Raw genomic sequence first — 21,996 nt, forward strand, 5'->3', positions numbered from 1 at the left:
ATGACCGATATCAAGGCAGAGATCGACGTCCTGCCCGGGCTGGACTCGTCCGCCCGGCTGCTGGAGGTCGACGGCCTGCACGTGGAGTTCCGTACCCAGGTCGGTGTCGCCAAGGCGATCAACGGGGTGGACCTGCACCTGGATCCCGGTGAGACGCTGGCGATCCTGGGCGAGTCCGGTTGCGGCAAGTCCGTCACCGCCCAGGCGATCATGGGCATCCTCGACTCGCCGCCCGGGTTCGTCACCGGAGGCGCGATCCGCTATCGCGGCGTCGACCTGCTCAAGCTCCCCGAGGAGCAGCGCCGCAAGGTACGCGCCAACCACATCGCGATGATCTTCCAGGACGCGCTCTCCGCGCTGAACCCGGTCTTCCCGGTCGGCTGGCAGATCGGCGAGCTGTTCCGGATGCACCGGGGGATGTCCCGGGGGGACGCCAAGAAGCGGGCGATCGAACTCCTCGACCTGGTCAAGATCCCGGCCGCCAGGCAGCGGGTCGGCGACTATCCGCACCAGTTCTCCGGCGGCATGCGGCAGCGCGTCATGATCGCGATGGCGCTGGCGCTCGACCCGAAGGTGCTGATCGCCGACGAGCCGACCACCGCGCTGGACGTCACGGTGCAGGCCCAGATCATGAACCTCCTCGCCGAGCTGCGGCGGGAACGGAACATGGGCCTGATCCTGATCACCCACGACATGGGGGTGGTCGCCGACGTGGCCGACCGGATCTCGGTGATGTACGCCGGGAAGGTGGTCGAGGAGGCGCCGGTGCTGGACATCTACGCCCGGCCGGCGCACCCGTACACCAAGGCCCTGCTGGAGTCGATTCCCCGGCTGGACCTCAAGGGGCAGCAGCTCAATGTGATCAAGGGACTGCCGCCCAACCTGACCCGGATCCCGGCCGGCTGCCCGTTCCACCCACGGTGCGGGTACGCCCGCGACGTGTGCCGGGCCGACCCGCCCCCGCCGCAGTACGAGGTGGATCCGGTGCGGACGGCGCGGTGCCATTTCTGGACGGAGGTGGTCGGCGATGAGCCAGTTGTCAGGTAACGAGGTCGTGCTGGAGACCCGTGGGCTGGTCAAGCACTTCCCGATCACCCGGGGCATCGTCCTGCAGAAGAAGATCGGTGCGGTACGCGCGGTCGACGGCGTCGACCTGCACCTGCGCCGGGGCGAGACCCTCGGCGTGGTGGGCGAGTCCGGCTGCGGCAAGTCGACGCTGGCCAAGCTGCTGGTCGGGCTGGAGAAGCCGACCGGTGGCGCGATCAACGTCCGGGGTCAGGACATGACCCGGCTGGGCGGCGGCGAGCTGCGCAAGGCCCGGCGCAACATCCAGATGGTGTTGCAGGACCCGTACACCTCGCTGAACCCGAGGATGACGGTCGGCGACATCATCGGCGAGCCGTTCGACATCCACCCGGAGGTCGCCCCGGCCGCCGAGCGGAAGCAGCGGGTCCGGGAGTTGCTGGATCTGGTCGGGTTGAACCCGGAGCACATCAACCGCTATCCGCACCAGTTCTCGGGTGGGCAGCGGCAGCGGATCGGGATTGCCCGGGCGTTGGCGCTCAAGCCGGAGATCATCGTCTGTGACGAGCCGGTGTCGGCGCTGGACGTGTCGATCCAGGCGCAGGTGATCAACCTGCTGGAGCGGTTGCAGGACGAGCTGGGGCTCTCGTACATCTTCATCGCGCACGACCTGTCGGTGGTGCGGCACATCGCCGACCGGGTCGCGGTGATGTACCTGGGCAAGATCGTGGAGATCGGTACCGAGGACGAGATCTACGAGCGGCCGACGCATCCGTACACCCAGGCGCTGCTCTCGGCGGTGCCGGTGCCGGACCCGACCCTGCGCGGCCAGCGGGACCAGATCGTCCTGGAGGGCGACGTGCCGTCGCCGGCCAACCCGCCCTCGGGCTGCCGGTTCCGCACCCGGTGCTGGAAGGCGCAGGAGATCTGCGCCACCGAGGAACCGCCGCTGGTGGAGCGGGAGCACTCGGCGCACCCGAGCGCATGCCACTTCGCCGAGGAGCGGGACGTGGTGCACGCGGTCGAGTAGACCCGTCAGACGCGGTGGTGGACCTGACCCGGCCCACCACCGATGCGAGAAGAACGCCTCCTCACTGCCCGGGGCGCGGGCCGCCATCCATGCGGCCGGCGTCCCGGGCTCGCGTTCGCACCATGGCCGCCGACGGCCGCGACGCCGCGCCGGTCGCCGCGGACCCGTCCGGGGTACGGCTCAGAGCGGGCCCCGGCCGGCCCGGAGCAGCAGCAGGGCGAGCTGGGTACCGTCGGCGCCGAGCGCCTCCCGGAACCGGTCCAGGATCTCGCGCTCCCGGGAGAGGACGAGCCGGGTGCCGCCGGAGGCCATCCGGGTCCGGCCGACCTGCTGGGAGAGCGCCGCGCGCTCCTGCCAGAGGGCGATCAGCTCACCGTCGATCTCGTCGATCCGCTCCCGCAGCCCGAGGATGTGCTGCGCGGCCTCCGGCGCGGTCGTCCCGGTCTCGGGCTCGGCGCCGTTCGCCGGAAGCTCTGCCACCTCTGCCGCCACCTCTGTCGCCATGGGGTCCTCCTTGCCAGCTAGGCCCCCGGTGCCTGGATCCCGACGCGAAAAGCCCCGGGCTCCAGGAGCCCGGGGCTTTTCGTAGGTCATGTTCAGGCGCGACCCACGGCTGCCGGACTCCCGGAGCCGTAGTAAAAGTAAGCCTGCGCCCGACGGATCACGGGTTTGAGTATGCCCAGCCAGCGGTGTCTTGGCAAGCACATCGGCGATGCCCGCGGACCGCCGCCGGAGCGCCCGGCGGGAGCGGTACCCGGGGCGGCGGAGCCGGGTACGGGCCCGGCGCAGGCGTACGTTGTCTGCCCGGCGGCATAGACTCGCGGGGCGATGCATGCTCTCTTCGAACCTCCGCCGCCCTCCGTCCCTCCGGCCCCGGACGCGCCCCGGCACCGGCCGTCCGGCCCCGACCCGCAGGCCCTGCTGGCCGGGCTGAACGGGCCACAGCGGGACGCGGTGACCCACTCCGGGGCGCCGCTGCTGATCGTGGCCGGCGCCGGCTCGGGCAAGACCCGGGTGCTGACCCACCGGATCGCCTACCTGCTCGCTGCCCGGGACGTGCATCCGGGGCAGATCATCGCGATCACCTTCACCAACAAGGCGGCCGGGGAGATGAAGGACCGGGTCGCCGCGCTGGTCGGGCCGAGAGCCCGGTTGATGTGGGTGTCGACGTTCCACTCCGCCTGCGTACGCATCCTGCGGGCCGAGCACGAGCACGCCGGGCTGAAGTCGACGTTCTCGATCTACGACGCCGACGACTCGCGCCGGCTGATGCAGATGGTCACCCGGGAGCTGGACCTCGATCCGAAGCGCTACCCGGCCCGGGGGTTGACCACCCAGGTCTCCAACCTGAAGAACGAGCTGGTCGACCCGGAGACGTTCGCCGCCCGGGCGAAGGGGCCGAACGAGCGGGCGCTGGCCGAGGCGTACACCCTCTACCAGCGGCGGCTGACCGAGGCGCACGCACTCGACTTCGACGATCTGATCATGACGACGGTGCACCTGCTCCAGTCGCACCCGCACGTCGCCGAGAGCTACCGTCGCCGGTTCCGGCACGTACTCGTCGACGAATACCAGGACACCAACCACGCGCAGTACACCCTGGTCAAGGAGCTGGTCGGCGGTACGCCCGGGGTCGAGCCGGCCGAGCTCTGCGTGGTCGGCGACGCCGACCAGTCGATCTACGCGTTCCGGGGCGCGACGATCCGGAACATTCTGGAGTTCGAACGGGACTTCACCGACGCCCGGACGATCCTGCTGGAGCAGAACTACCGCTCCACCCAGACGATCCTGAACGCCGCCAACGCGGTGATCGAGCGGAACAGCTCGCGCAAGCCGAAGCGGCTCTGGAGCGAGGAGGGCGCGGGGGAGCAGATCGTCGGCTACGTCGCCGACACCGAGCATGCCGAGGCGGACTGGGTGGGCCGGGAGATCGACCGGCTCTGCGACTCCGACGCGGCCCGCCCGGGCGACGTGGCGGTCTTCTACCGCACCAACGCGCAGTCCCGGGTCTTCGAAGAGGTCTTCATCCGGGTCGGGTTGCCCTACAAGGTGGTCGGCGGGGTCCGGTTCTACGAGCGCAAGGAGGTCCGGGACGCCCTGGCCTACCTCCGCGCCGTGGTCAACGACGACGACACGGTGAGCATCCGGCGGGTCCTGAACACCCCCCGCCGGGGCATCGGCGACCGGGCCGAGGCCTGCGTGGAGGCGCTGGCCACCCGGGACCGGATCTCGTTCGGCGCCGCGCTGCGCCGGGCCGCCGAGGCGCCCGGCATCTCCACCCGGGCGGCCAACTCGATCGCCGAGTTCGTCAGCCTGCTCGACGGGTTGCGGGAGCTGGCCGAGACCGCCCTGCCGGAGGAGGTGCTGGAGGCGGCCCTCACCCGCTCCGGCTACCTCGGCGAGCTGGAGGAGAGCATCGACCCGCAGGACGCCGGCCGGGTGGAGAACCTCCAGGAGCTGGTCAGCGTCGCCCGGGAGTACACCGAACGGGTGGAGGCGCTGGCCGAGGAGGGCGGTCCGGGTGCCACCCTGGCCGGCTTCCTGGAGCAGGTGGCGCTGGTCGCCGACGCCGACCAGGTGCCGTCGGACGACCCCGACCACCAGGGCGTGGTCACCCTGATGACCCTGCACACCGCCAAGGGGCTGGAGTTCCCGGTGGTCTTCCTGACCGGCCTGGAGGACGGCGTCTTCCCGCACCTGCGGGCGCTCGGCGACAACCGGGAGCTGGAGGAGGAGCGCCGGCTGGCGTACGTCGGGATCACCCGGGCCCGCAAGCGGCTCTACCTCTCCCGGGCGGTGACCCGGTCGGCCTGGGGGCAGCCGTCCTACAACCCGCCGTCCCGGTTCGTCGACGAGCTGCCGGGCGACCTGGTCCGCTGGGAACGCACCGGGGCCGCCTACACCTCGTGGTCGGGGACCGGCGGCGGGGTGGGTGGCCGGTCCGGCTCCGAGGACCGCTCCGGCGCCTACCGGGGCGGCGGCTTCTCCGGGGGTACGCCGAAGGCCGCCCAGCTAGCCTCGCGGCTCGGCATCGACGGCAGTCGGCTCAGTACGGCGAGCGAGTTGAAGCAGCCGCCCAAGGTCGCCGCCGGGGATCGGGTCAACCACCAGCGCTACGGTCTCGGCCGGGTGCTGGCGGTCGAGGGGCACGGTTCGGGTGCCCGGGCGCAGATCGACTTCGGTGACCAGACGCTCTGGCTGGTGCTCCGGCACGCCCCGATCGACAAGCTCTGACCTTCCGCCGGGCGGCCCGAGTTCCCGCTCGACCGCCGACCGGGCTCAGCAGCCCAGGTCGACCCCACGGGCCCGCATCCACGGCGCCGGGTCGACCTGGTTCCAGAGCCCGTTGTGCACCTCGAAGTGCAGGTGCGGCCCGGTGGCGTCGCCGGTGGCACCCTCGTACCCGATCACCTGGCCGGGCTTGACCCGGTCGCCGACGCTCACCACGGTCCGGCTCTGGTGGGCGTAGTGGGTGAGCCAGCCGTTGCCGTGGTCGACGACCACCGAGATGCCGTACCCGGCGAAGGCCCAGCCGGCGTCGACCACCGTGCCGGCTCCGGCGGCCCGGATCGGGGTGTCGGCCGGCATCGCCAGGTCGATGCCGGCGTGCATCGTCCCCCAGCGCATCCCGTAGCAGGAGGTGACGCCGGCGCCCGGCATCGGGTCGACCCAGGCGGCCGCCTTCCGGGCGGTCGGGCTGGCCGCCTTCGCGGAGGCGCTGCTCCGGCTCGGCTTGGGGGTCGGCGGCCGGGTGGTCGCGGTGGTGGCCGGGGTCGGCGTCGCGGTCGCGCTCGGGGTCGGGGAGGTCGTCGGGGCGGTGTCCTCCCGTGCGGACCGGTCGGCGCGCTGCGCGGCGTCGGCCCGGGCCGACTCCTGCTCGGCCACCGACATCCGGTCGGTCGGCCGGTCGTCGCCGAGGGCCACCGCGGTCACCGCGCCGGCCACGCCGAGGCCGAGCAGTGCGACCAGTCCGGGTACGAGGTACCGGCGCCGGCCGCCGACCCGGTGCCGGGCGACGCCGGATCCTCCGGTACGCCGGGGCGCGGTGGGCTCGGCGGCCCGGTCATCGGTCGGCTCGGGCTGGGTCGGATCGGTCTCCGGCACGACGGGTCCCTTCTGGTAGCGGAGTGGACCCGGAAATGGTGGTCGGCGCCGTGCTGCCCGCTCCGCCCCGGGTCGTCGAGCACGGCCGGGGGCCGGACGGCAGCGCCGGGGTTATGCCGTGAATCGACCCGGTTGACCCGTCTGACGGATGGTTCGGCTGTGCTGTCCGTCACATCGACCGGTGTGGCGCAGGAAACTTCGTCGGACCCTGGACGAAAGAAAACCGCCCAACCGGTCTCGGTCGGGCGGTAATGCGGCGTGACGGCGCGTCAGGAGGCGGCTACGCCAGCGTACGGATCGTCGACTTGTAGCTGAATGTCCACGTCCCGGTCCCGCAGGTAGGGGATGGGGTCGGTCGGCTTGCCTTTGACATGCAGCTCGAGATGCAGGTGTGAGCCGTAGGAGTGGCCGGTGTTGCCGACCAGGCCGAGCTGGTCGCCGGCCTTGACCTCCTGCCCCTCGGTGACCAGCAGCTTCGAGGAGTGCCCGTAGATCGACTCGGTGCCGTCGGCGTGCTCGACGATTACGCAGTAGCCGTACCCGCCGAACCAGCCGGCCTTGGTCACCGTGCCCGCGTGCACCGCGTGGTAGGGGGTCCCCTCGGGGGCGGCCAGGTCGATGCCGGCGTGCAGCTTGTTCCACTTCATGCCGTACGGCGAGGTGAAGCTGTACTTGTCGAGCGGGAGCCGCCAGACGTCCGGTGCGGCGGCGAGGGTGGAGGCGAGTCCGTCGTCGCCCCGGTCGTCCCGGGACGGCCGCTCGGCGTCGGCGGCCCGCGCGCTCAGGTCCTCGCTGGTGGCCGCGGCCTTCTCCAGGTCCGCCAGTGCGGACGGGCTGACCGCCTTGGCGTCGGGGAGAGCCCCCGCGCCGAGCGCGACGACGCCGGCTCCGACGAAAGCCGTGGTGACGACGGCGGCGTAGCGGCTGCGCGGGGGTGTGGGGACGCGGCGTCGCCCTCGATAGCGATCGGGCTCAGACGACAGGCGCTGGCGCACGCACACCCTCCGTTGTCGGGTCAGTGTTGCGACCGTGACCGATGTTCGACGATCGAAGTGAACTCCGGTTGACCGCGTTGTCGCCGGGTCGTAGACCTGATGACAACCGTGGGCCACGGTAACCAACCCCTAGGCGCGCCACAAGTCGCAGCGCCAGATTGCCGGTTCGCTGTGCGGTTGTGCGTCATGGAATGCCATATCTCGTAACCTTTTGCGACCGGCCTCGTTAGTAACTCTCGGTTACTTCTGATGCAGCGGTGTGTCATCGATCCGACCCGCGGGAGAGCCCGCTCGGTGGCCTCCCTAGGGGTGTCGCCGGACGGGTGCCGGGTACCCCGACCCCGCCGCTTCCGGCCTCGTCGCGCCGGGGGAGTTCCCGGGCGGCCGGCAACCGGGTTACCGTTCGTTAAGGTAACTCTGACCGGTGTCCTGGAGAGGTGTTGCGCTGATGAGTTCTCGGATCCGGGTGGTCGTCGCCAAGCCCGGCCTGGACGGGCACGACCGGGGTGCGAAGGTGGTCGCCCGGGCCCTGCGGGATGCCGGCATGGAGGTCATCTACACCGGTCTGCACCAGACGCCCGAGCAGATCGTCGAGACGGCGATCCAGGAGGACGCCGACGCGGTCGGCCTGTCGGTGCTCTCCGGTGCGCACATGACGCTGTTCCGCCGGGTGCTGGAACTGCTCGCCGAGCGGGACGTGACGGACCTCGTCGTCTTCGGCGGCGGGATCATCCCGGACACGGACATCCCGGAGCTGGAGCGGCTCGGCGTCGCGAAGATCTTCACCCCGGGCGCCACCACCGGCTCGATCGTGGAGTGGGTCCGCGACAACGTCGGCCAGCCGGTGATCGGCTGACCCTGCCACCCCGCCGGCGCGCCGAGTGGTACGGGCCGGGGCGCCGGGTCCGGAGATGGGGGAGAGGCCGGACGCACCCCTCACACGTCCGGCCTCTCTATGCGCGATGCCCCGCCGCCACCCCTCGACCGACAGGGCATCGGCCGTCTCCGTCATCGCGCTCCCCCAGCGCTCCGACATCAGACTCAACGACGTCCCTTACGCCGGGTTACGCCGCCCGGGAAATCTTTTCCCCGCCGCCCCAGGTCGGCGGCCACACCGACCCGCCGGCCTGCTGTGCGTTACCGCACACCGAGCACCCACGTGGATGCCGGGCGTGCTCACCTCGCTAGGCTGCGGCCGACGGCCTGTTCGTGCCTACAGCAGGCCCAACTCATTCACACGCTGGCGGCGGTGCGACGGCGCGCCGCGGAGACGGGACGGGACGCGCAATCGTGGACCTGTACGAATACCAGGGGCGTGAGCTGTTCGAGCGGCACGGGTTGCCCGTGCTGGCCGGCGGTGTCGCGACGACCCCCCAGGAGGCCCGCGCGATCGCCGAGCGCCTCGGCGGCCGGGTGGTCGTCAAGGCTCAGGTGAAGGTCGGCGGCCGGGGCAAGGCGGGCGGCGTCAAGCTGGCCGAGGGGCCGGACGAGGCGGTGGCCCGGTCCACCGACATCCTCGGCATGGACATCAAGGGCCACACGGTCAACAAGGTCATGCTGACCGTGACCGCGGACATCGCCGAGGAGTACTACTTCTCCTACCTGCTCGACCGCGCCAACCGCACCTTCCTCTGCATCGCCAGCGTGGCCGGCGGGATGGACATCGAGCAGGTGGCCGCCGAGACGCCGGAGCGGGTCGCCAAGGTGACGATCGACGCCAACGCCGGGGTCGACGAGGCCAAGGCGCGGGAGATCGTCGAGGCCGCCGGCTTCCCGGCCGAGCTGACCGACCAGATCGTGCCGATCGCGGTACGCCTGTGGCAGGCGTTCGTGGCCGAGGACGCCACCCTGGTCGAGGTGAACCCGCTGGCCCGGACGGCCGACGGAAAGGTGCTCTGCCTCGACGCGAAGGTCTCGCTCGACGAGAACGCCGGCTTCCGGCACCCCGACCACGAGGCGCTGGTCGACCAGGCCGCGGTGGACCCGCTGGAGCAGCGGGCCAAGGAGAAGGACCTCAACTACGTCAAGCTGGACGGCGAGGTCGGCATCATCGGCAACGGCGCCGGCCTGGTGATGTCCACCCTCGACGTGGTGGCGTACGCGGGCGAGTCGCACGGCGGCGTCAAGCCGGCGAACTTCCTCGACATCGGCGGCGGCGCCAGCGCCGCGGTGATGGCGAACGGCCTGGAGATCGTCCTCTCCGACCCGTCGGTACGCAGCGTCTTCGTCAACGTCTTCGGCGGGATCACCGCCTGCGACGAGGTCGCCAACGGCATCATCCAGGCGCTGGCCCTGCTCGCCGAGCGCGGCGAGACGGTCGACAAGCCCCTCGTGGTACGCCTCGACGGCAACAACGCGGAGGCCGGGCGGGCCATCCTCGACGGCGCCGCGAACCCGCTGGTGCAGCGGGTGGACACTATGGACGGCGCGGCCCAGCGGGCCGCCGAGCTCGCGGCTGCGGGGGTGTGAGATGGCTATCTGGCTGACCAAGGAGTCCAAGGTCGTCGTACAGGGGATGACCGGCTCCGAGGGGATGAAGCACACCAGGCGGATGCTGGCCGCCGGTACCAACGTCGTCGGTGGGGTCAACCCGCGCAAGGCGGGCCAGAAGGTCGCCTTCGACAACGTCGAGCTGCCGGTCTTCGCCAACGTCGCCGAGGCGATGGCGGCCACCGGTGCCGACGTCACCGTCATCTTCGTACCGCCGCAGTTCACCCGGGGCGCCGTGGTCGAGGCGATCGACGCCGGCATCCCGCTCGCCGTGGTGATCACCGAGGGCGTACCGGTGCACGACACCGCCGCGTTCTGGGCGTACAACGTGGCGCAGGGGGAGCGGACCCGGATCATCGGGCCGAACTGCCCCGGCATCGCCTCGCCGGGCGCCTCCAACGCCGGCATCATCCCGGCCGACATCACCGGTGCGGGCCGGATCGGCCTGGTCAGCAAGAGCGGCACCCTGACCTACCAGATGATGTACGAACTGCGCGACATCGGCTTCTCCACCTGCGTCGGCATCGGCGGCGACCCGATCATCGGCACCACCCACATCGACGCGCTCGCGGCGTTCCAGGCCGACCCCGAGACCGACGCGATCGTGATGATCGGTGAGATCGGCGGTGACGCCGAGGAGCGGGCGGCCGAGTTCATCAAGGCCAACGTCACCAAGCCGGTGGTCGGCTACATCGCCGGCTTCACCGCACCGCCCGGCAAGACGATGGGGCACGCCGGGGCCATCATCTCCGGCTCGGCCGGTACCGCCGACGCGAAGAAGGCCGCCCTGGAGGCGGTCGGGGTCAAGGTCGGCAAGACGCCGAGCGAGACCGCGCGACTGATGCGGGAGCTGATGTCCGGCGGCTGAGCCGTCGACCGATTCTCTCCGGGGTGGTCGGCCTGTGCCGGCCACCCCGTTCCGTACCCCGCACGACCGGGCTTCCGGCGGGGACAAAGCGGATATCGCGCCGGCCTCGCCCATCCGTACGGTGGTGTCGCGAACCGGCCGACCCGCCGCCGTGCCAGAGTAGGCGCTGATGCCACCACCCACCGTTCCCGACCGGCCGGAGTCGCCGGAGACCGAGCCGGCCGAGCCGGCCGCTGCCGCGAGGCCGGCGGACGGCCGGGAGTCGCGCCGGAGCCGGCCGGCCGGGGAGCCACCGGCCGGGCCGCGCCGGGTGCCCCGGCCGAGAGCGGGCGGGGCGGCACGGCGCGGCCGGGCCCCGCTGGCGGTCGCGGCGGCGGTCGCCGCCGGCTGGGCGGCGCTGGTCGGCTACCTGCCGGTCGCCGTGGTGCTCGGGGTGGCCCGGTTCGCCGAGGGCGGCGGCGAGGTCGTCGGCGCCGCCCGGCTGGGGCTGGCCGGCTGGCTGCTCGGGCACGGCGTGCCACTACAGACCGACGCCGGGGCGTTCGGCCTGCCGCCGCTCGCCCTGGCCATGCTGGCCGCCTGGCGGCTGAACCGGGCCGGGGTGCACGTCAGCCGGGCCGTCCGGGTCCGGGAACGGCCGAGCACGGGCCGGGCACTCGCCGTCGCGGTGGCGGTCGGCATCGGGTACGGCGTCATCGGCGGGCTCGCCGCGCTGCTGCTCGGCGGCGCCGGGCCGACCGCCGACCCCGTACGCGCCGTGCTGACGCTGGCCGGCTTCGGCACCCTCGCCGCGTTCTTCGGCGCGGCCCGGGCCAGCGGGGTGCTGGCGGCGGTGGCCCGACGTACTCCGCTGGTGCTCCGGGACGGGCTGCGTACCGGGGTGGTCGCCACCATGCTGCTGCTCGGGGCCGGTGCCGGGGTGGCCGGACTGGCGGTGGCCACCGGCGGCGGGGAGGCCGGCGACATGATCGGCGCCTACCGCACCGGTGTGCTGGGCCAGGCGGGCATCACCCTGGTCAGTCTCGGCTACGCGCCGAACGCCGCGGTCTGGGCGGCCAGCTATCTGCTCGGGCCGGGCTTCGCGATCGGCACCGACACGGTGGTCCGGACCTCCGAGGTCTCCATCGGAGCGCTGCCGGCCGTACCCCTGCTGGCCGGGCTGCCGCAGGGTCCGCTCGGCGGGGTCGGCGGCGTCGTGCTGGCCGTACCGGTGCTGGCCGGCATGGCCGCGGGCTGGCTCCTCGCCCGCCGCCGGATGCGTTCGGCGGCCGAACGGAACGTGGCACCGCCCGGCTGGGCCGCGCTGCTGGGCGCGGCGGCGGTCGGCGGCCCGGTCGCCGGGGTGGTACTCGGGGTGGCGGCCCTGCTCTCCGGCGGCCCGCTCGGCGGCGGCCGGCTTGCGGAGGTGGGGCCGGCGCACTGGCAGGTTGCCGCCGGGGCGACCGTCGTGGTGCTGGTCGGCACCCTGATCGGCGCCGCCGCGACCCGGGCCCTCGCCCGGGGCTGAGCCGCCGGCCGCGCCGGCCGGAACGCGCTCGGGGCGCCCCGAGAACTCCGGGGCGCCCCGATGTGGCTGTCACGACTCGCGGACCGTCACCTCTCCGGACGGCCGCGTGCCGCCCGGCCGGTGGTCACGGCGTGTAGCTGAAGCCGTTGACGTTCAGCACGACCGCCAGGATCACGTTGACCACCCCGAGGAGCAGGCCGACGGCGCCGCAGATGAGGCCAGCCAGCGCCTGACCCCCGTTGCTGGCCTCACCCCGGCTGGCCTTGCCCCGGCCGAGGAAGCCGAGCACGACACCGGCGATGCCGGCGATGATGCCCAGCGCGGCACAGCACGCCGCCGGAATCGAGATGATGCCGACGATCATCGCGATCAGGCCGAGGGTGTTGTTCTGCCCGCCGCCCGGCGCGTATCCGCCGGTCTGGTAACCGGGTGCCGCGCCGTAGGGCTGGCCCGGCATCGGCTGCTGACCGTACGGGTCCTGGTACGGCTGCTGCGCGTCCTGGTACTGCGGCTGTCCGTACGGCTGGCCCGAGGTCGGTTGCCCGTACGGCTGGCCCGAGGTCGGCTGCCCGTACGGCTGCCCCGAGGTCGGCTGCGGTGGCTGCGCGTACGGATCCTGGTGCTGCGGTGCGTTCGGATCCGACGGCTGCTGCCCGTACGGGTCCTGACCTGGGTAGCCGGGCTGCATGACAAGACTCCTTCGACAGGTCTTTCAGACTAGATGCTCGACGCCGAGTTGGCGCTGATGATGAAACTGATGACGCAGCAGATCAGCGAGACCGCCCAGAGGCAGATGCCGATGATCAGGGCCAGCTTCGACCACTTGCGGGACTCGGCGGCGGCGGCCTGGGCCGCCTGGTAGTTGCCCTGCTGGAGCAGGGGGTTCACCTTCGAGGCGTTCATGATGGCCGGGATGGCCAGCGGCCAGAACAGGAAGATCGCGACGATGGACATCGTCATGTTGTTGTTGATCTCTTGCGGCGGGTGTGAGGGGTAACCGGGTTGCATGTGTGTTGGGCTCCTTGGCCTGCACTCAGCGCATGTATGAAATTACCGAGGGGGTATCTCCGGGGACAGGTCACTGCCCCGAGCGTCCGGCAGCGTACCTAATCAACGCCACTTTGGTGGCCCGCTCGCCGCCCGACATGCCGATCGTGATCGACACCGCGCTCTCCGGTGACGCCGCGCGGGTCGCGCCGCCGGGGAGTCGGCCTGACCTGCCCGGTAGGGTGCTGGGGTGACTGAGCCCGTGTCGGCAGCCCGCGTCGTCGTCCTCGTCTCCGGCTCCGGGAGCAACCTCCAGGCCCTCCTCGACGCCTGCGCGGACCCGGCGTACGGCGTCCGGGTGGTCGCCGTCGGCGCGGACCGGGACGGCATCGCCGGGCTCGACCGGGCCGCCTCGGCCGGGGTACCCACCTTCGTCGATCCGGTCCGGGCGTATCCGACGCGCGAGGAGTGGGACCGGGCGCTCACCGCACACGTCGCCGAGTACGAACCCGACCTGGTCGTCTCGGCCGGCTTCCTCAAGCTGGTCGGCCCGCACTTCCTGGCGGCCTTCGGCGACCGGTACGTCAACACGCACAACTCGCTGCTGCCCGCCTTTCCCGGCATGCACGGCCCGCGCGACGCCCTCGGCTACGGGGTGAAACTCGCCGGGGCCACCCTGTTCTTCGTCGACGCCGGTGTCGACACCGGGCCGATCATCGCCCAGGTGGCCGTGCCGGTGCTCGACGACGACGACGAGGAGACCCTCACCGAGCGGATCAAGGTGGCCGAGCGACGGCAGCTCGTCACGCAGGTCGGCCGGCTGCTCCGGGAGGGTTGGACGATCACTGGAAGGAAGGTCACGATCGGAGTGAGCGACACGAGTTCCGGCGCGGACGGCCGGCGGCCGATCAGGCGCGCGCTGCTCAGCGTCTACGACAAGACCGGGCTGGTCGAGCTGGCCCGGGCGCTGCACGGCGCCGGAGTCGAGATCGTCTCCACCGGCAGCACGGCGGCGACCATCGAGGGGGCCGGGATCCCGGTCACCCCGGTCGAGACGCTGACCGGGTTCCCCGAGGTGCTCGACGGCCGGGTCAAGACGCTGCACCCGAAGGTGCATGCCGGGCTCCTGGCCGACCTGCGGCTGGAACGGCACGCGGCGCAGCTCGGCGAGCTGGGCATCGCCCCGTTCGACCTGCTGGTGTCGAACCTCTACCCGTTCACCGAGACGGTGGCGTCCGGCGCGGACTTCGACGCGTGCGTCGAGCAGATCGACATCGGTGGGCCGGCGATGGTCCGGGCGGCGGCGAAGAACCACGCCTCGGTCGCGGTGGTGACCTCGGTGTCGGCGTACCCGTCGGTGCTGGCCGCCCTGGCCGACGGCGGTTTCAGCGCCGGGCAGCGCCAGCAGCTCGCGGCCCGCGCCTTCGCCGACATCGCCGAGTACGACGTGGCGGTGGCGAACTGGTTCGCGGTGCGGACCGGGCCGGCGGAGCAGGAGTGGCCGACCTTCGCCGGTCAGGTGCTGACCGCGCCGACCCCGCTGCGGTACGGCGAGAACCCGCACCAGGCGGCGGTGCTCTACGTCGACCCGGCCTCCCCGCCCGGGCTGGCCCAGGCCGAGCAGTTGCACGGCAAGGAGATGTCCTACAACAACTACGTCGACGCGGACGCGGCCTGGCGGGCGGTGAACGACTTCGCCGACCGGCCGGCGGTGGCGATCATCAAGCACGCCAACCCGTGCGGCATCGCGATCGGCGCCGACGTGGCGCAGGCGCACCGCCGGGCGCACGCCTGCGACCCGGTCTCCGCGTTCGGCGGGGTGATCGCGGTCAACCGGCCGGTCTCGGTCGAGATGGCGCAGCAGGTCGCCGAGGTCTTCACCGAGGTACTGGTGGCACCCGACTTCGAGCCGGGTGCGGTGGACGTACTCTCCGGCAAGAAGAACATCCGGCTGCTGCGCGCGCCCGCCTGGGCGCCGTACCCGGCGGAGTGGCGCCCGGTCAGCGGGGGCGCGCTGGTGCAGATGGCCGACCGGGTGGACGCGCCCGGTGACGATCCGGCCGGCTGGCGGCTGGTCACCGGGGAGCCGGCCGACGAGTCGACCCTGGCCGATCTCGCCTTCGCCTGGCGGGCCGTCCGGGCGGTGAAGAGCAACGCGATCCTGCTCGCCGCCGAGGGTGCGACCGTCGGGGTCGGGATGGGTCAGGTGAACCGGGTCGACTCGGCGCACCTGGCGGTCTCCCGGGCCGGTGCCGAGCGGGCCCGGGGCGCGGTCGCCGCCTCGGACGCGTTCTTCCCGTTCCCGGACGGGCTCCAGGTGCTGATCGACGCCGGGGTCCGGGCGGTCGTCCAGCCCGGCGGCTCGGTGCGGGACGAGGAGGTCGTCGCGGCGGCGACGGCGGCCGGGATCACCATGTACCTCACCGGCACCCGGCACTTCTTCCACTGACCGCCCCTGACGTGCGGTCAGCCGACCCGCAGCACGAGACTGCCGGTCGCGCCACTGGACCGGCTGGCCCGTACGGTCCAGCAGCCGGCGGCGGGGAAGGTCCATCCGGTGCCCCACTCGTCACCCGGCCTGGTCCAGGTACTGCCGTCGTGTCGGGTCGGGCCCCAGACCGGCTCGACGGTGACCCCGTCCGGGCCGGTGGCCTGGATGCTGAAGCTTCCGGAGCCGGTCATCCGCCAGACGATCTTCTCCTCCCGGCCGCTGTGCAGGCTCGGGCCACCGCGCGGGAACAGCAGGGCCCAGAACGAGTGTCCGGTGTCCGCGACCCCTGGCAGCTCGGTCGCCACCCCGGTGACGGCCGGGCAGGTGGCGCCCGGATCGGCCACGCCCGCCACGCCGCTTCCCGTCGGGCCGACGGCGGGCGGCGGTTCCGCACCACACCCGGCCAGCGGAACCGCCAGGGCCAGCAGAACCATCGTCACGGGTACGACTCTTCGTGCCATGTAGGGGAGAGGCCGGAAACCATTGTGTGGTTCCCGGCCTCTCCACCGTCGCCGTACCGGTCGGTCCGGCGACGCTCCTCCCGGACAGTGTCCGAACTGGAGACTGTCGAGCTGCCCCGCTTGTGCTCCCGCCGGTGTAGGCGACGCGATGTCGGGATTGTCGCGCCCCGCCTGCGCACCCAGCTCGACAGCCTCCGCCAGAGGTAGGCACGACCAGGCCGACGGCCGCCCGGTCGGAACCAGGGCCCGCCGGCCGGAGCGGGGTCAGGAGACGACGTGCTGCTTGAGCTCGGCGAAGTGGCAGGCGGACGGGTGCGGCTCGACGGCCCGGAGCACGAGCTGCGGCTCCTGGGTGGCGCAGATCTCCTGCGCCTTCCAGCACCGGGTGCGGAACCGGCAGCCGGAGGGCGGGTTGGCCGGCGACGGCACGTCACCGTCGAGCCGGATGACCTCGCGGTGCGCCCGGGCCTTCGGGTCCGGCACCGGCACCGCCGAGAGCAGCGCCTGGGTGTACGGATGCGTGGGCCGCTCGTAGATCTCGTCCTCGGTACCGATCTCCACGATCTTGCCCAGGTACATCACCGCGACCCGGTCGGCGATGTGCCGCACCACGGACAGGTCGTGCGCGATGAAGATGTACGAGAGCCCGAGTTCGTCCTGGAGGCTCTCCAGCAGGTTGATCACCTGCGCCTGGATCGACACGTCCAGCGCCGACACCGGCTCGTCACAGACGATGATCTCCGGCTTGAGCGCCAACGCCCGGGCGATCCCGATCCGCTGCCGCTGCCCGCCCGAGAACTGGTGCGGATAGCGGTTGATGTGCTCCGGGTTCAATCCGACCAGGTCCAGCAGTTCCTGCACCCGCTGCCGGCGGGAGCCGCGCGGCGCCGCGTCCGGGTGGATGTCGAACGGCTCGCCGATGATGTCGCCGACCGTCATCCTCGGGTTCAGCGAGGTGTAGGGATCCTGCATGACCATCTGCACGTTCCGGCGCATCCGGCGCAGTTCCCCGCCGGAGAGCTTGAACAGGTCCCGGCCCTCCAGCATCGCCCGGCCCGAGGTCGGCGTCTCCAGCCGCATCAGCAGCTTGGCCAGGGTCGACTTGCCGCAGCCGGACTCGCCGACGATGCCGAGGGTCTCGCCCCGGTTCAGTTCGAAGCTGACCCCGTCGACCGCCTTGACGGCGCCGATCTGCCGCTTGAAGACGATGCCCTGGGTGATCGGGAAGTGCTTGACGACGTTCTCGACCCGCAGCACGGTCTCGCCGCGCGGCTTGGCCGGGCTGGTCTGCTGGTCAGAGGGTGCCATCGAGGACCTCCTGGGCGAAGTGGCAGGCGCTGGTCCGGCCGTTGCCGAGCGACCGGCTCGCCGGCACGACGTCGACGCACTCCTGTCGGGCGTACGGGCAGCGCGGGTGGAACGGGCATCCACTGGGGATGCGCATCAGGTTGGGCGGCAGCCCCTTGATCGTGGTCAGCCGCTGGCCCTTGAGGTCGAGCCGGGGAATCGACTCCAGCAACCCCTTGGTGTACGGGTGTGCCGGTGCCTCGTACAGCGAGTGCACGTCGGCGTGCTCGACGATCCGGCCGGCGTACATCACGGCGATCCGGTCGGCGACGTCGGCGACCACCCCGAGGTCGTGGGTGATCAGGATCATCGCCATGTTCAGGTCCCGGCGCAGTTCGCCGAGCAGGTCCATGATCTGCGCCTGCACGGTCACGTCCAGCGCGGTGGTGGGCTCGTCGGCGATCAGCACCGCCGGGTCCAGCGCCAGCGACATCGCGATCATGACGCGCTGGCGCATGCCGCCGGAGAACTGGTGCGGGTAGTCCCCGATCCGCTGCTTCGCGGCCGGGATCTTGACCAGTTCCATCAGCTCGATCGCCCGGCGCTTGGCCTGGGCCCGGGACATTCCCTCGCGCAGCCGCAGCATCTCACCGATCTGCCAGCCGACCGGGAAGACCGGGTTCAGCGCGGAGAGCGCGTCCTGGAAGATCATCGAGATCTGCTTGCCGCGTACCTTCCGGCGCTCCTCCTCGCCGAGCTTCAGCAGGTCCGTACCGCGGTAGAGGATCTGGCCGGACGGGATGACCGCCGGCGGCATGTCCAGGATGCCCATGATCGCCTGGGCGGTCACCGACTTGCCGGAGCCCGACTCGCCGAGCACCGCCAGGGTCTCCCCGGCGTCCAGGTGGTACGAGACGCCGTTGATCACCTTGGCGACGCCGTCCCGGGTGCGGAACTCGACGAAGAGGTCCCGTACCTCCAGCAGGTGCCCGCCGTCGTCCCCGGCCGGTCGCCGGTCGCCGAGTCCGCTTCGTTCGTTCAGGTAAACCGTCATGTGGTCACCGCAGCTTCGGGTCGAAGGCGTCGCGGATCGCGTCGCCGAGCATGATGAAGGCCAGTACGGTCAGCGCCAGGAAGGTCGAGGGCACCACCAGCGGGACCGCCGACTCCCGCATGTGCGTCCGCCCGGCGTCGATGTCGATGCCCCAGGAGATGGTCGGGGCCTTCAGGCCGATGCCGAGGAAGGAGAGCGTCGCCTCGGCGGCGATGAACGAGCCGAGTGCGATGGTCAGCACCACGATCACCGGGGCCAGCGAGTTGGGCAGGATGTGTCGCCACATGGTCCGGCCGTTGCCGGCGCCGAGCATCCGGGCCGCCGCCACGTAGTCCTGCTGCTTGGCGCTGATCACCGAGGAGCGGATCACCCGGGCGGCGGTGGTCCAGCCGAGGATCGCGAGTACGAAGATCACCGCGACGATCCGGACGTTCGGGCTGTCGCTGCTGATCCGCTTGAGCATCACGATCGCGGCGAGCAGCAGCGGGATGCCGAGGACCACGTCGATCACCCGGGAGAGCGCCGCGTCGACCCACCGGCCGAAGTAGCCGGCGAGCATGCCGACGGTGATCGCGATCAGCCCGGTGACCAGTGCGGAGAAGGCGCCGACCAGCAGCGACGCCCGGGCACCGAAGACGGCGCGGGCGTAGATGTCGCAGCCCTGGAAGTCGTACCCGAACGGGGCGCCGCCGCCGGGGCCGGCGTGCTGCCGGGCGAGCGTGCAGTCGTGCGGGTCGTTCGCGGTGAAGAGGCCGGGGAAGGCCGCCATCGCGGTGACCGCGAGGACCAGTACCAGGGAGATCCAGAAGATTGGGTTGCGGCGCAGGTCGCGCCAGGCGTCGCCGGCCAGGCTGCGCGGCCGGGCGGCCGGGTCGGTCCCGGCCTTGCCGCCGGCCGTCCCGGCCGCGGCGACAGTCTCAAGCTCACTCATGCCTGTTGATCCCTCACTCGTACCGGATGCGGGGGTCGAGGACGGCGTAGAGGACGTCCACCACGAGGTTCGACACCAGATAGACCACGACCAGCACGCTGACCAGGCCGACCACCAGCGGGCCGTCCTCGGTCTTGATGCCGCGGAAGAGGTTGAACCCGACGCCCGGGATGTTGAAGACACCCTCGGTGATGATCGCGCCGCTCATCAGGTTGCCGAGTTCGACGCCGAGGAAGGTGATCACCGGGATCAGCGAGTTCCGGAGTACGTGCACGCTGACGATGCGGCGCACCGGCAGCCCCTTGGCCTTCGCGGTCCGTACGTAGTCGGAGCGCAGGTTCTCGGCGACCGAGGTACGGGTCAGCCGCAGCGCGGTGGCCAGCGACAGGGAGCCGAGCACGATGCCGGGCAGCAGCAGGGCGTAGATGCTGGGATCGGAGCCGGCGGTCGGCGGGAAGAGCGGCAGCTTGACGCCGAGGAAGTACTGGGCGAGCGGCGCCAGCACGATGGTCGGGATGCCGAGCACCAGCAGGGTCAGCGCCAGGGTGGCGTTGTCGAAGATGCCGCCCCGGCGCAGCCCGGCGATGACCCCGGCGGTGACGCCGACCACGATCGCCACCAGCAGTCCGATGATCGCGAGCTTCACGGTGACCGGCCAGGCCTGGGCCAGCATGTCGCCGATCTCCCGGCCGGTGAGCGAGTCACCGAGGTCGCCCCGGAGGAGGTTGCCGACGTAGTCGAAGTAGCGGTAGAAGAACCCACCGACACCGGTCTGGTCGAGGTGGAACTTCTCGGTCAGGTACGCCCGCTGCGCCTCGCTGACCGGGCGCTCACCGGCGAGTGCCTGGATGGGGTCACCCTGTCCGGCGAACATCAGCGCGTAGACGATCAGAGTGGTCCCGAAGAAGGCCAGGACCATCTGAAGCAGGCGCCGCACGATGTAGCGGAACATGCTGCTTACTCTCCGTGGGGATGGCTGGGGCGCGGTGTGCGGGAAACGGTCCGGGCCACCCGAGGAGTTACCGGGTGGCCCGGACCGGCCGTGCGGTCAGCTCAGCTGACGACCTCGATCTTGGTCATGTCGACGACCTGGAAGAGGTCGACCTCGACGTTCTTGACCCGGGTCGAGTGCGCGTAGACGTTCTGGCCGAACCGGAGCGGGATCACCGGCATCTCGGCGGCCAGGATGTCCTCGGCCTGCTGGTACTTCTTGACCGCCTCGTCCGCGGTCGCGGCCGTCGTACCCTCCTGCACCAGCCGGTCGAACTCCGGGTTGCTGTACCCGTAGTAGTTCGACGAGCCGTTGGTGGTGTACAGCGGGCCGAGGTAGTTCTCCATGGACGGGTAGTCCATCAGCCAGCCCAGCCGGATCAGGCCGACCGGCTGCTTGTTGTCGACCTTGGTCAGCAGGTCCGAGAACTTCGGCTCGGCGACACCCACGCACTCCACGCCCAGGTTGGCCTTGAGCTGGTTGCAGGTCGCGTCGACCCAGTCCTTGTGCCCGCCGTCACCGTTGTAGGTGATCTTCAGCTCGCTCGGTCCACCCGCGGCCTGGTAGAGCTCCTTGGCCTTGCCCGGGTTGAACTCGCAGGCCTCGCCGCAGGTGTCGTCGCGGTAGCCGGCGACCACCGGGGAGACGAACGAGCGCGCCGAGATCTGCGAACCCTTGAAGATGGACTTGCTGATCTCGTCCCGGTCGATCGCCATGGAGACCGCCTTGCGGACGTCCGGCTTGCTGAACTCCTCCTCGAACGTGGGGAAGGCCACGAACTGGAAGGAGGAGGCCGGGCTCTGCTTGAACCGGTCACCGAGGTCGGTGGCCGCGGTGCTCAGGTTCTCGGTCGGGACGGTCACGTCCACGTCGAGGTTGTCCGAGAGCACGTCCGCGTACGCGGCGGTGAGCTGCTGGTAGATCCGGAACTCGGCACCGGCGACCTTCGGCTTCTCGCCCGGGTACGCGTCGTAGCGCTCGACCTCGACCTTGGCGTCGTGCTGCCAGGTGCCCTTCATCTTGAAGGGGCCGTTGCCGATCGGGGCGTCCTCGAAGCCGTCCTTGATCACGCCGGGTGCCGAGAAGGCGGCGGCCGGCAGCGGGTAGAACGCGGTGTAGCCGAGCACGGTCTTGAACTCGGTGTACGGCTTGGCCAGCGTCACCGTGAAGGTCAGGTCGTCGACCTTCTTCAGCCCGCTCATCGTGGTGGCCTTCGGCTCCGGCGCCTTCTGCGGGCCGTCGCCGTCCGGGTCCTCGGACTGGAGGTCCTCGTAGCCGGCGATCTTCTCGAAGAAGTAGCTGTTGCCCTGCCCGTTCGGCGCGTAGGCGCCGTAGTTCCAGGCGTTGATGTAGCTGTCCGCGGTCACCTTCTCGCCGTTGTGGAAGGTGTAGCCGTCCTTCAGCTTGATCGTCCAGGTCACGTTGTCGGTCGAGTTCACGGACTCGGCGGCGACCTCGAACGGCTTGTTCTGCTCGTCGTAGTCGACCAGCGGGGTGAACAGGGCGGAGAGCACCTGGTTACCGCTCGACTCGTTGGTGTTGGTCGGGATCAGGTGCTGCGGTTCCGCGATCTGGATCGAAACCGTCGCATTCGGGTCGCTCTCCCCCGAGTCGCCGCCCCCGCCACAGGCCACGAGGCCGAGGGTCGCGGCAAGGGGGAGGGCGGTCCAGGCAGCGAGCCTACGAACCTGCATTGAGCCTCCTCGTCTCCTTACGCTGAGCAGCCGTCCCCACACAGAGGTAACGCTGTGCAACGCTCGGCAAAGGTAGGTCGGAG

At 71.2% G+C, this 21,996-nt stretch carries 19 protein-coding genes; 8 read left to right on the plus strand and 11 right to left on the minus strand.

From position 1 onward, the window contains the following. Together C6361_RS33140 and C6361_RS33145 are read left to right on the plus strand one after the other, a co-directional pair. A complete protein-coding gene (locus C6361_RS33140) occupies positions 1–1,047 on the plus strand; it encodes an ABC transporter ATP-binding protein (RefSeq protein WP_107270135.1) in 1,047 nt (348 codons plus the stop codon). Further along, complete coding sequence (locus C6361_RS33145; protein ID WP_107270136.1) at positions 1,028–2,053, plus strand: ABC transporter ATP-binding protein; 1,026 nt, start codon at positions 1,028–1,030, stop codon at positions 2,051–2,053. The genes C6361_RS33140 and C6361_RS33145 overlap by 20 nt, the downstream gene beginning before the upstream one ends. A 180-nt stretch (positions 2,054–2,233) precedes the next feature. Here C6361_RS33145 and C6361_RS33150 read toward each other — a convergent pair whose 3' ends face one another. Further along, positions 2,234–2,557 carry a chorismate mutase gene (locus C6361_RS33150; protein WP_107260722.1) on the minus strand — a complete coding sequence of 108 codons (324 nt, stop codon included), beginning with the start codon at positions 2,555–2,557 and terminating at the stop codon, positions 2,234–2,236. Positions 2,558–2,881: 324 nt separating this feature from the next. On the opposite strand from C6361_RS33150, the gene pcrA reads away from it, so the two are divergent. Then, complete coding sequence (pcrA, locus tag C6361_RS33155) at positions 2,882–5,287, plus strand: DNA helicase PcrA (RefSeq protein WP_107270137.1); 2,406 nt, start codon at positions 2,882–2,884, stop codon at positions 5,285–5,287. A 45-nt stretch (positions 5,288–5,332) separates the two neighbouring features. On the opposite strand, the gene C6361_RS33160 is transcribed toward pcrA, so the two are convergent. Then, the gene (locus C6361_RS33160) at positions 5,333–6,157 is read right to left on the minus strand and encodes a M23 family metallopeptidase (RefSeq protein WP_107270138.1); all 825 of its coding nucleotides are present in this window, start codon (positions 6,155–6,157) and stop codon (positions 5,333–5,335) included. A 269-nt stretch (positions 6,158–6,426) separates the two neighbouring features. Then, complete coding sequence (locus C6361_RS33165; RefSeq protein WP_107264236.1) at positions 6,427–7,152, minus strand: M23 family metallopeptidase; 726 nt, start codon at positions 7,150–7,152, stop codon at positions 6,427–6,429. Between the two features lie 448 nt (positions 7,153–7,600). Between C6361_RS33165 and C6361_RS33170 the strand changes: the two genes are divergently transcribed. The 4 genes from C6361_RS33170 to C6361_RS33185 all read left to right on the plus strand — a co-directional run bounded on the left by C6361_RS33170 (position 7,601) and on the right by C6361_RS33185 (position 12,017). After that, positions 7,601–8,008, plus strand: a complete 408-nt coding sequence (locus tag C6361_RS33170; protein ID WP_107270139.1) for a cobalamin B12-binding domain-containing protein — start codon at positions 7,601–7,603, stop codon at positions 8,006–8,008. A gap of 434 nt (positions 8,009–8,442) precedes the next feature. Then, entirely contained in the window at positions 8,443–9,621 is a 1,179-nt protein-coding gene (gene sucC, locus C6361_RS33175) for an ADP-forming succinate--CoA ligase subunit beta (protein WP_107260715.1), read from the plus strand. 1 nt (position 9,622) lies between these two features. Beyond that, positions 9,623–10,510, plus strand: coding sequence for a succinate--CoA ligase subunit alpha (sucD, locus tag C6361_RS33180; RefSeq protein ID WP_107270140.1), 888 nt, complete (start codon positions 9,623–9,625; stop codon positions 10,508–10,510). A gap of 169 nt (positions 10,511–10,679) precedes the next feature. After that, positions 10,680–12,017: a DUF6350 family protein gene (locus tag C6361_RS33185; protein ID WP_234359161.1), complete on the plus strand. Its 1,338-nt coding sequence runs from the start codon at positions 10,680–10,682 to the stop codon at positions 12,015–12,017. Between the two features lie 124 nt (positions 12,018–12,141). On the opposite strand, the gene C6361_RS33190 is transcribed toward C6361_RS33185, so the two are convergent. Both C6361_RS33190 and C6361_RS33195 read right to left on the minus strand, forming a co-directional pair. Then, entirely contained in the window at positions 12,142–12,705 is a 564-nt protein-coding gene (locus C6361_RS33190) for a DUF4190 domain-containing protein (protein WP_107260711.1), read from the minus strand. 29 nt (positions 12,706–12,734) lie between these two features. Then, positions 12,735–13,025 carry a CD225/dispanin family protein gene (locus C6361_RS33195; RefSeq protein ID WP_107260709.1) on the minus strand — a complete coding sequence of 97 codons (291 nt, stop codon included), beginning with the start codon at positions 13,023–13,025 and terminating at the stop codon, positions 12,735–12,737. A 229-nt stretch (positions 13,026–13,254) separates the two neighbouring features. Between C6361_RS33195 and purH the strand changes: the two genes are divergently transcribed. Beyond that, a complete protein-coding gene (gene purH, locus C6361_RS33200) occupies positions 13,255–15,453 on the plus strand; it encodes a bifunctional phosphoribosylaminoimidazolecarboxamide formyltransferase/IMP cyclohydrolase (protein WP_234359162.1) in 2,199 nt (732 codons plus the stop codon). Positions 15,454–15,470: 17 nt separating this feature from the next. On the opposite strand, the gene C6361_RS33205 is transcribed toward purH, so the two are convergent. From C6361_RS33205 to C6361_RS33230, 6 genes are all read right to left on the minus strand, one after another. Next, positions 15,471–15,935 (minus strand): hypothetical protein, encoded by a 465-nt coding sequence (locus C6361_RS33205; RefSeq protein ID WP_107270141.1) that lies wholly within the window; start codon positions 15,933–15,935, stop codon positions 15,471–15,473. 285 nt (positions 15,936–16,220) lie between these two features. Next, the gene (locus C6361_RS33210; RefSeq protein WP_107270142.1) at positions 16,221–17,264 is read right to left on the minus strand and encodes an ABC transporter ATP-binding protein; all 1,044 of its coding nucleotides are present in this window, start codon (positions 17,262–17,264) and stop codon (positions 16,221–16,223) included. Then, on the minus strand, positions 17,251–18,297 hold the full coding sequence (locus C6361_RS33215; RefSeq protein ID WP_107270143.1) for an ABC transporter ATP-binding protein: 1,047 nt from the start codon (positions 18,295–18,297) through the stop codon (positions 17,251–17,253). The genes C6361_RS33210 and C6361_RS33215 overlap by 14 nt, the downstream gene beginning before the upstream one ends. Positions 18,298–18,301: 4 nt before the next feature. Then, entirely contained in the window at positions 18,302–19,228 is a 927-nt protein-coding gene (locus C6361_RS33220; RefSeq protein WP_107270144.1) for an ABC transporter permease, read from the minus strand. 13 nt (positions 19,229–19,241) lie between these two features. Then, complete coding sequence (locus C6361_RS33225) at positions 19,242–20,180, minus strand: ABC transporter permease (protein ID WP_107260699.1); 939 nt, start codon at positions 20,178–20,180, stop codon at positions 19,242–19,244. Between the two features lie 101 nt (positions 20,181–20,281). After that, on the minus strand, positions 20,282–21,913 hold the full coding sequence (locus C6361_RS33230) for an ABC transporter substrate-binding protein (RefSeq protein ID WP_107260697.1): 1,632 nt from the start codon (positions 21,911–21,913) through the stop codon (positions 20,282–20,284). Positions 21,914–21,996 lie beyond the last annotated feature (83 nt).

Origin of the sequence: Plantactinospora sp. BC1 (assembly GCF_003030345.1) — a bacterium.
GTDB lineage: Bacteria > Actinomycetota > Actinomycetes > Mycobacteriales > Micromonosporaceae > Plantactinospora.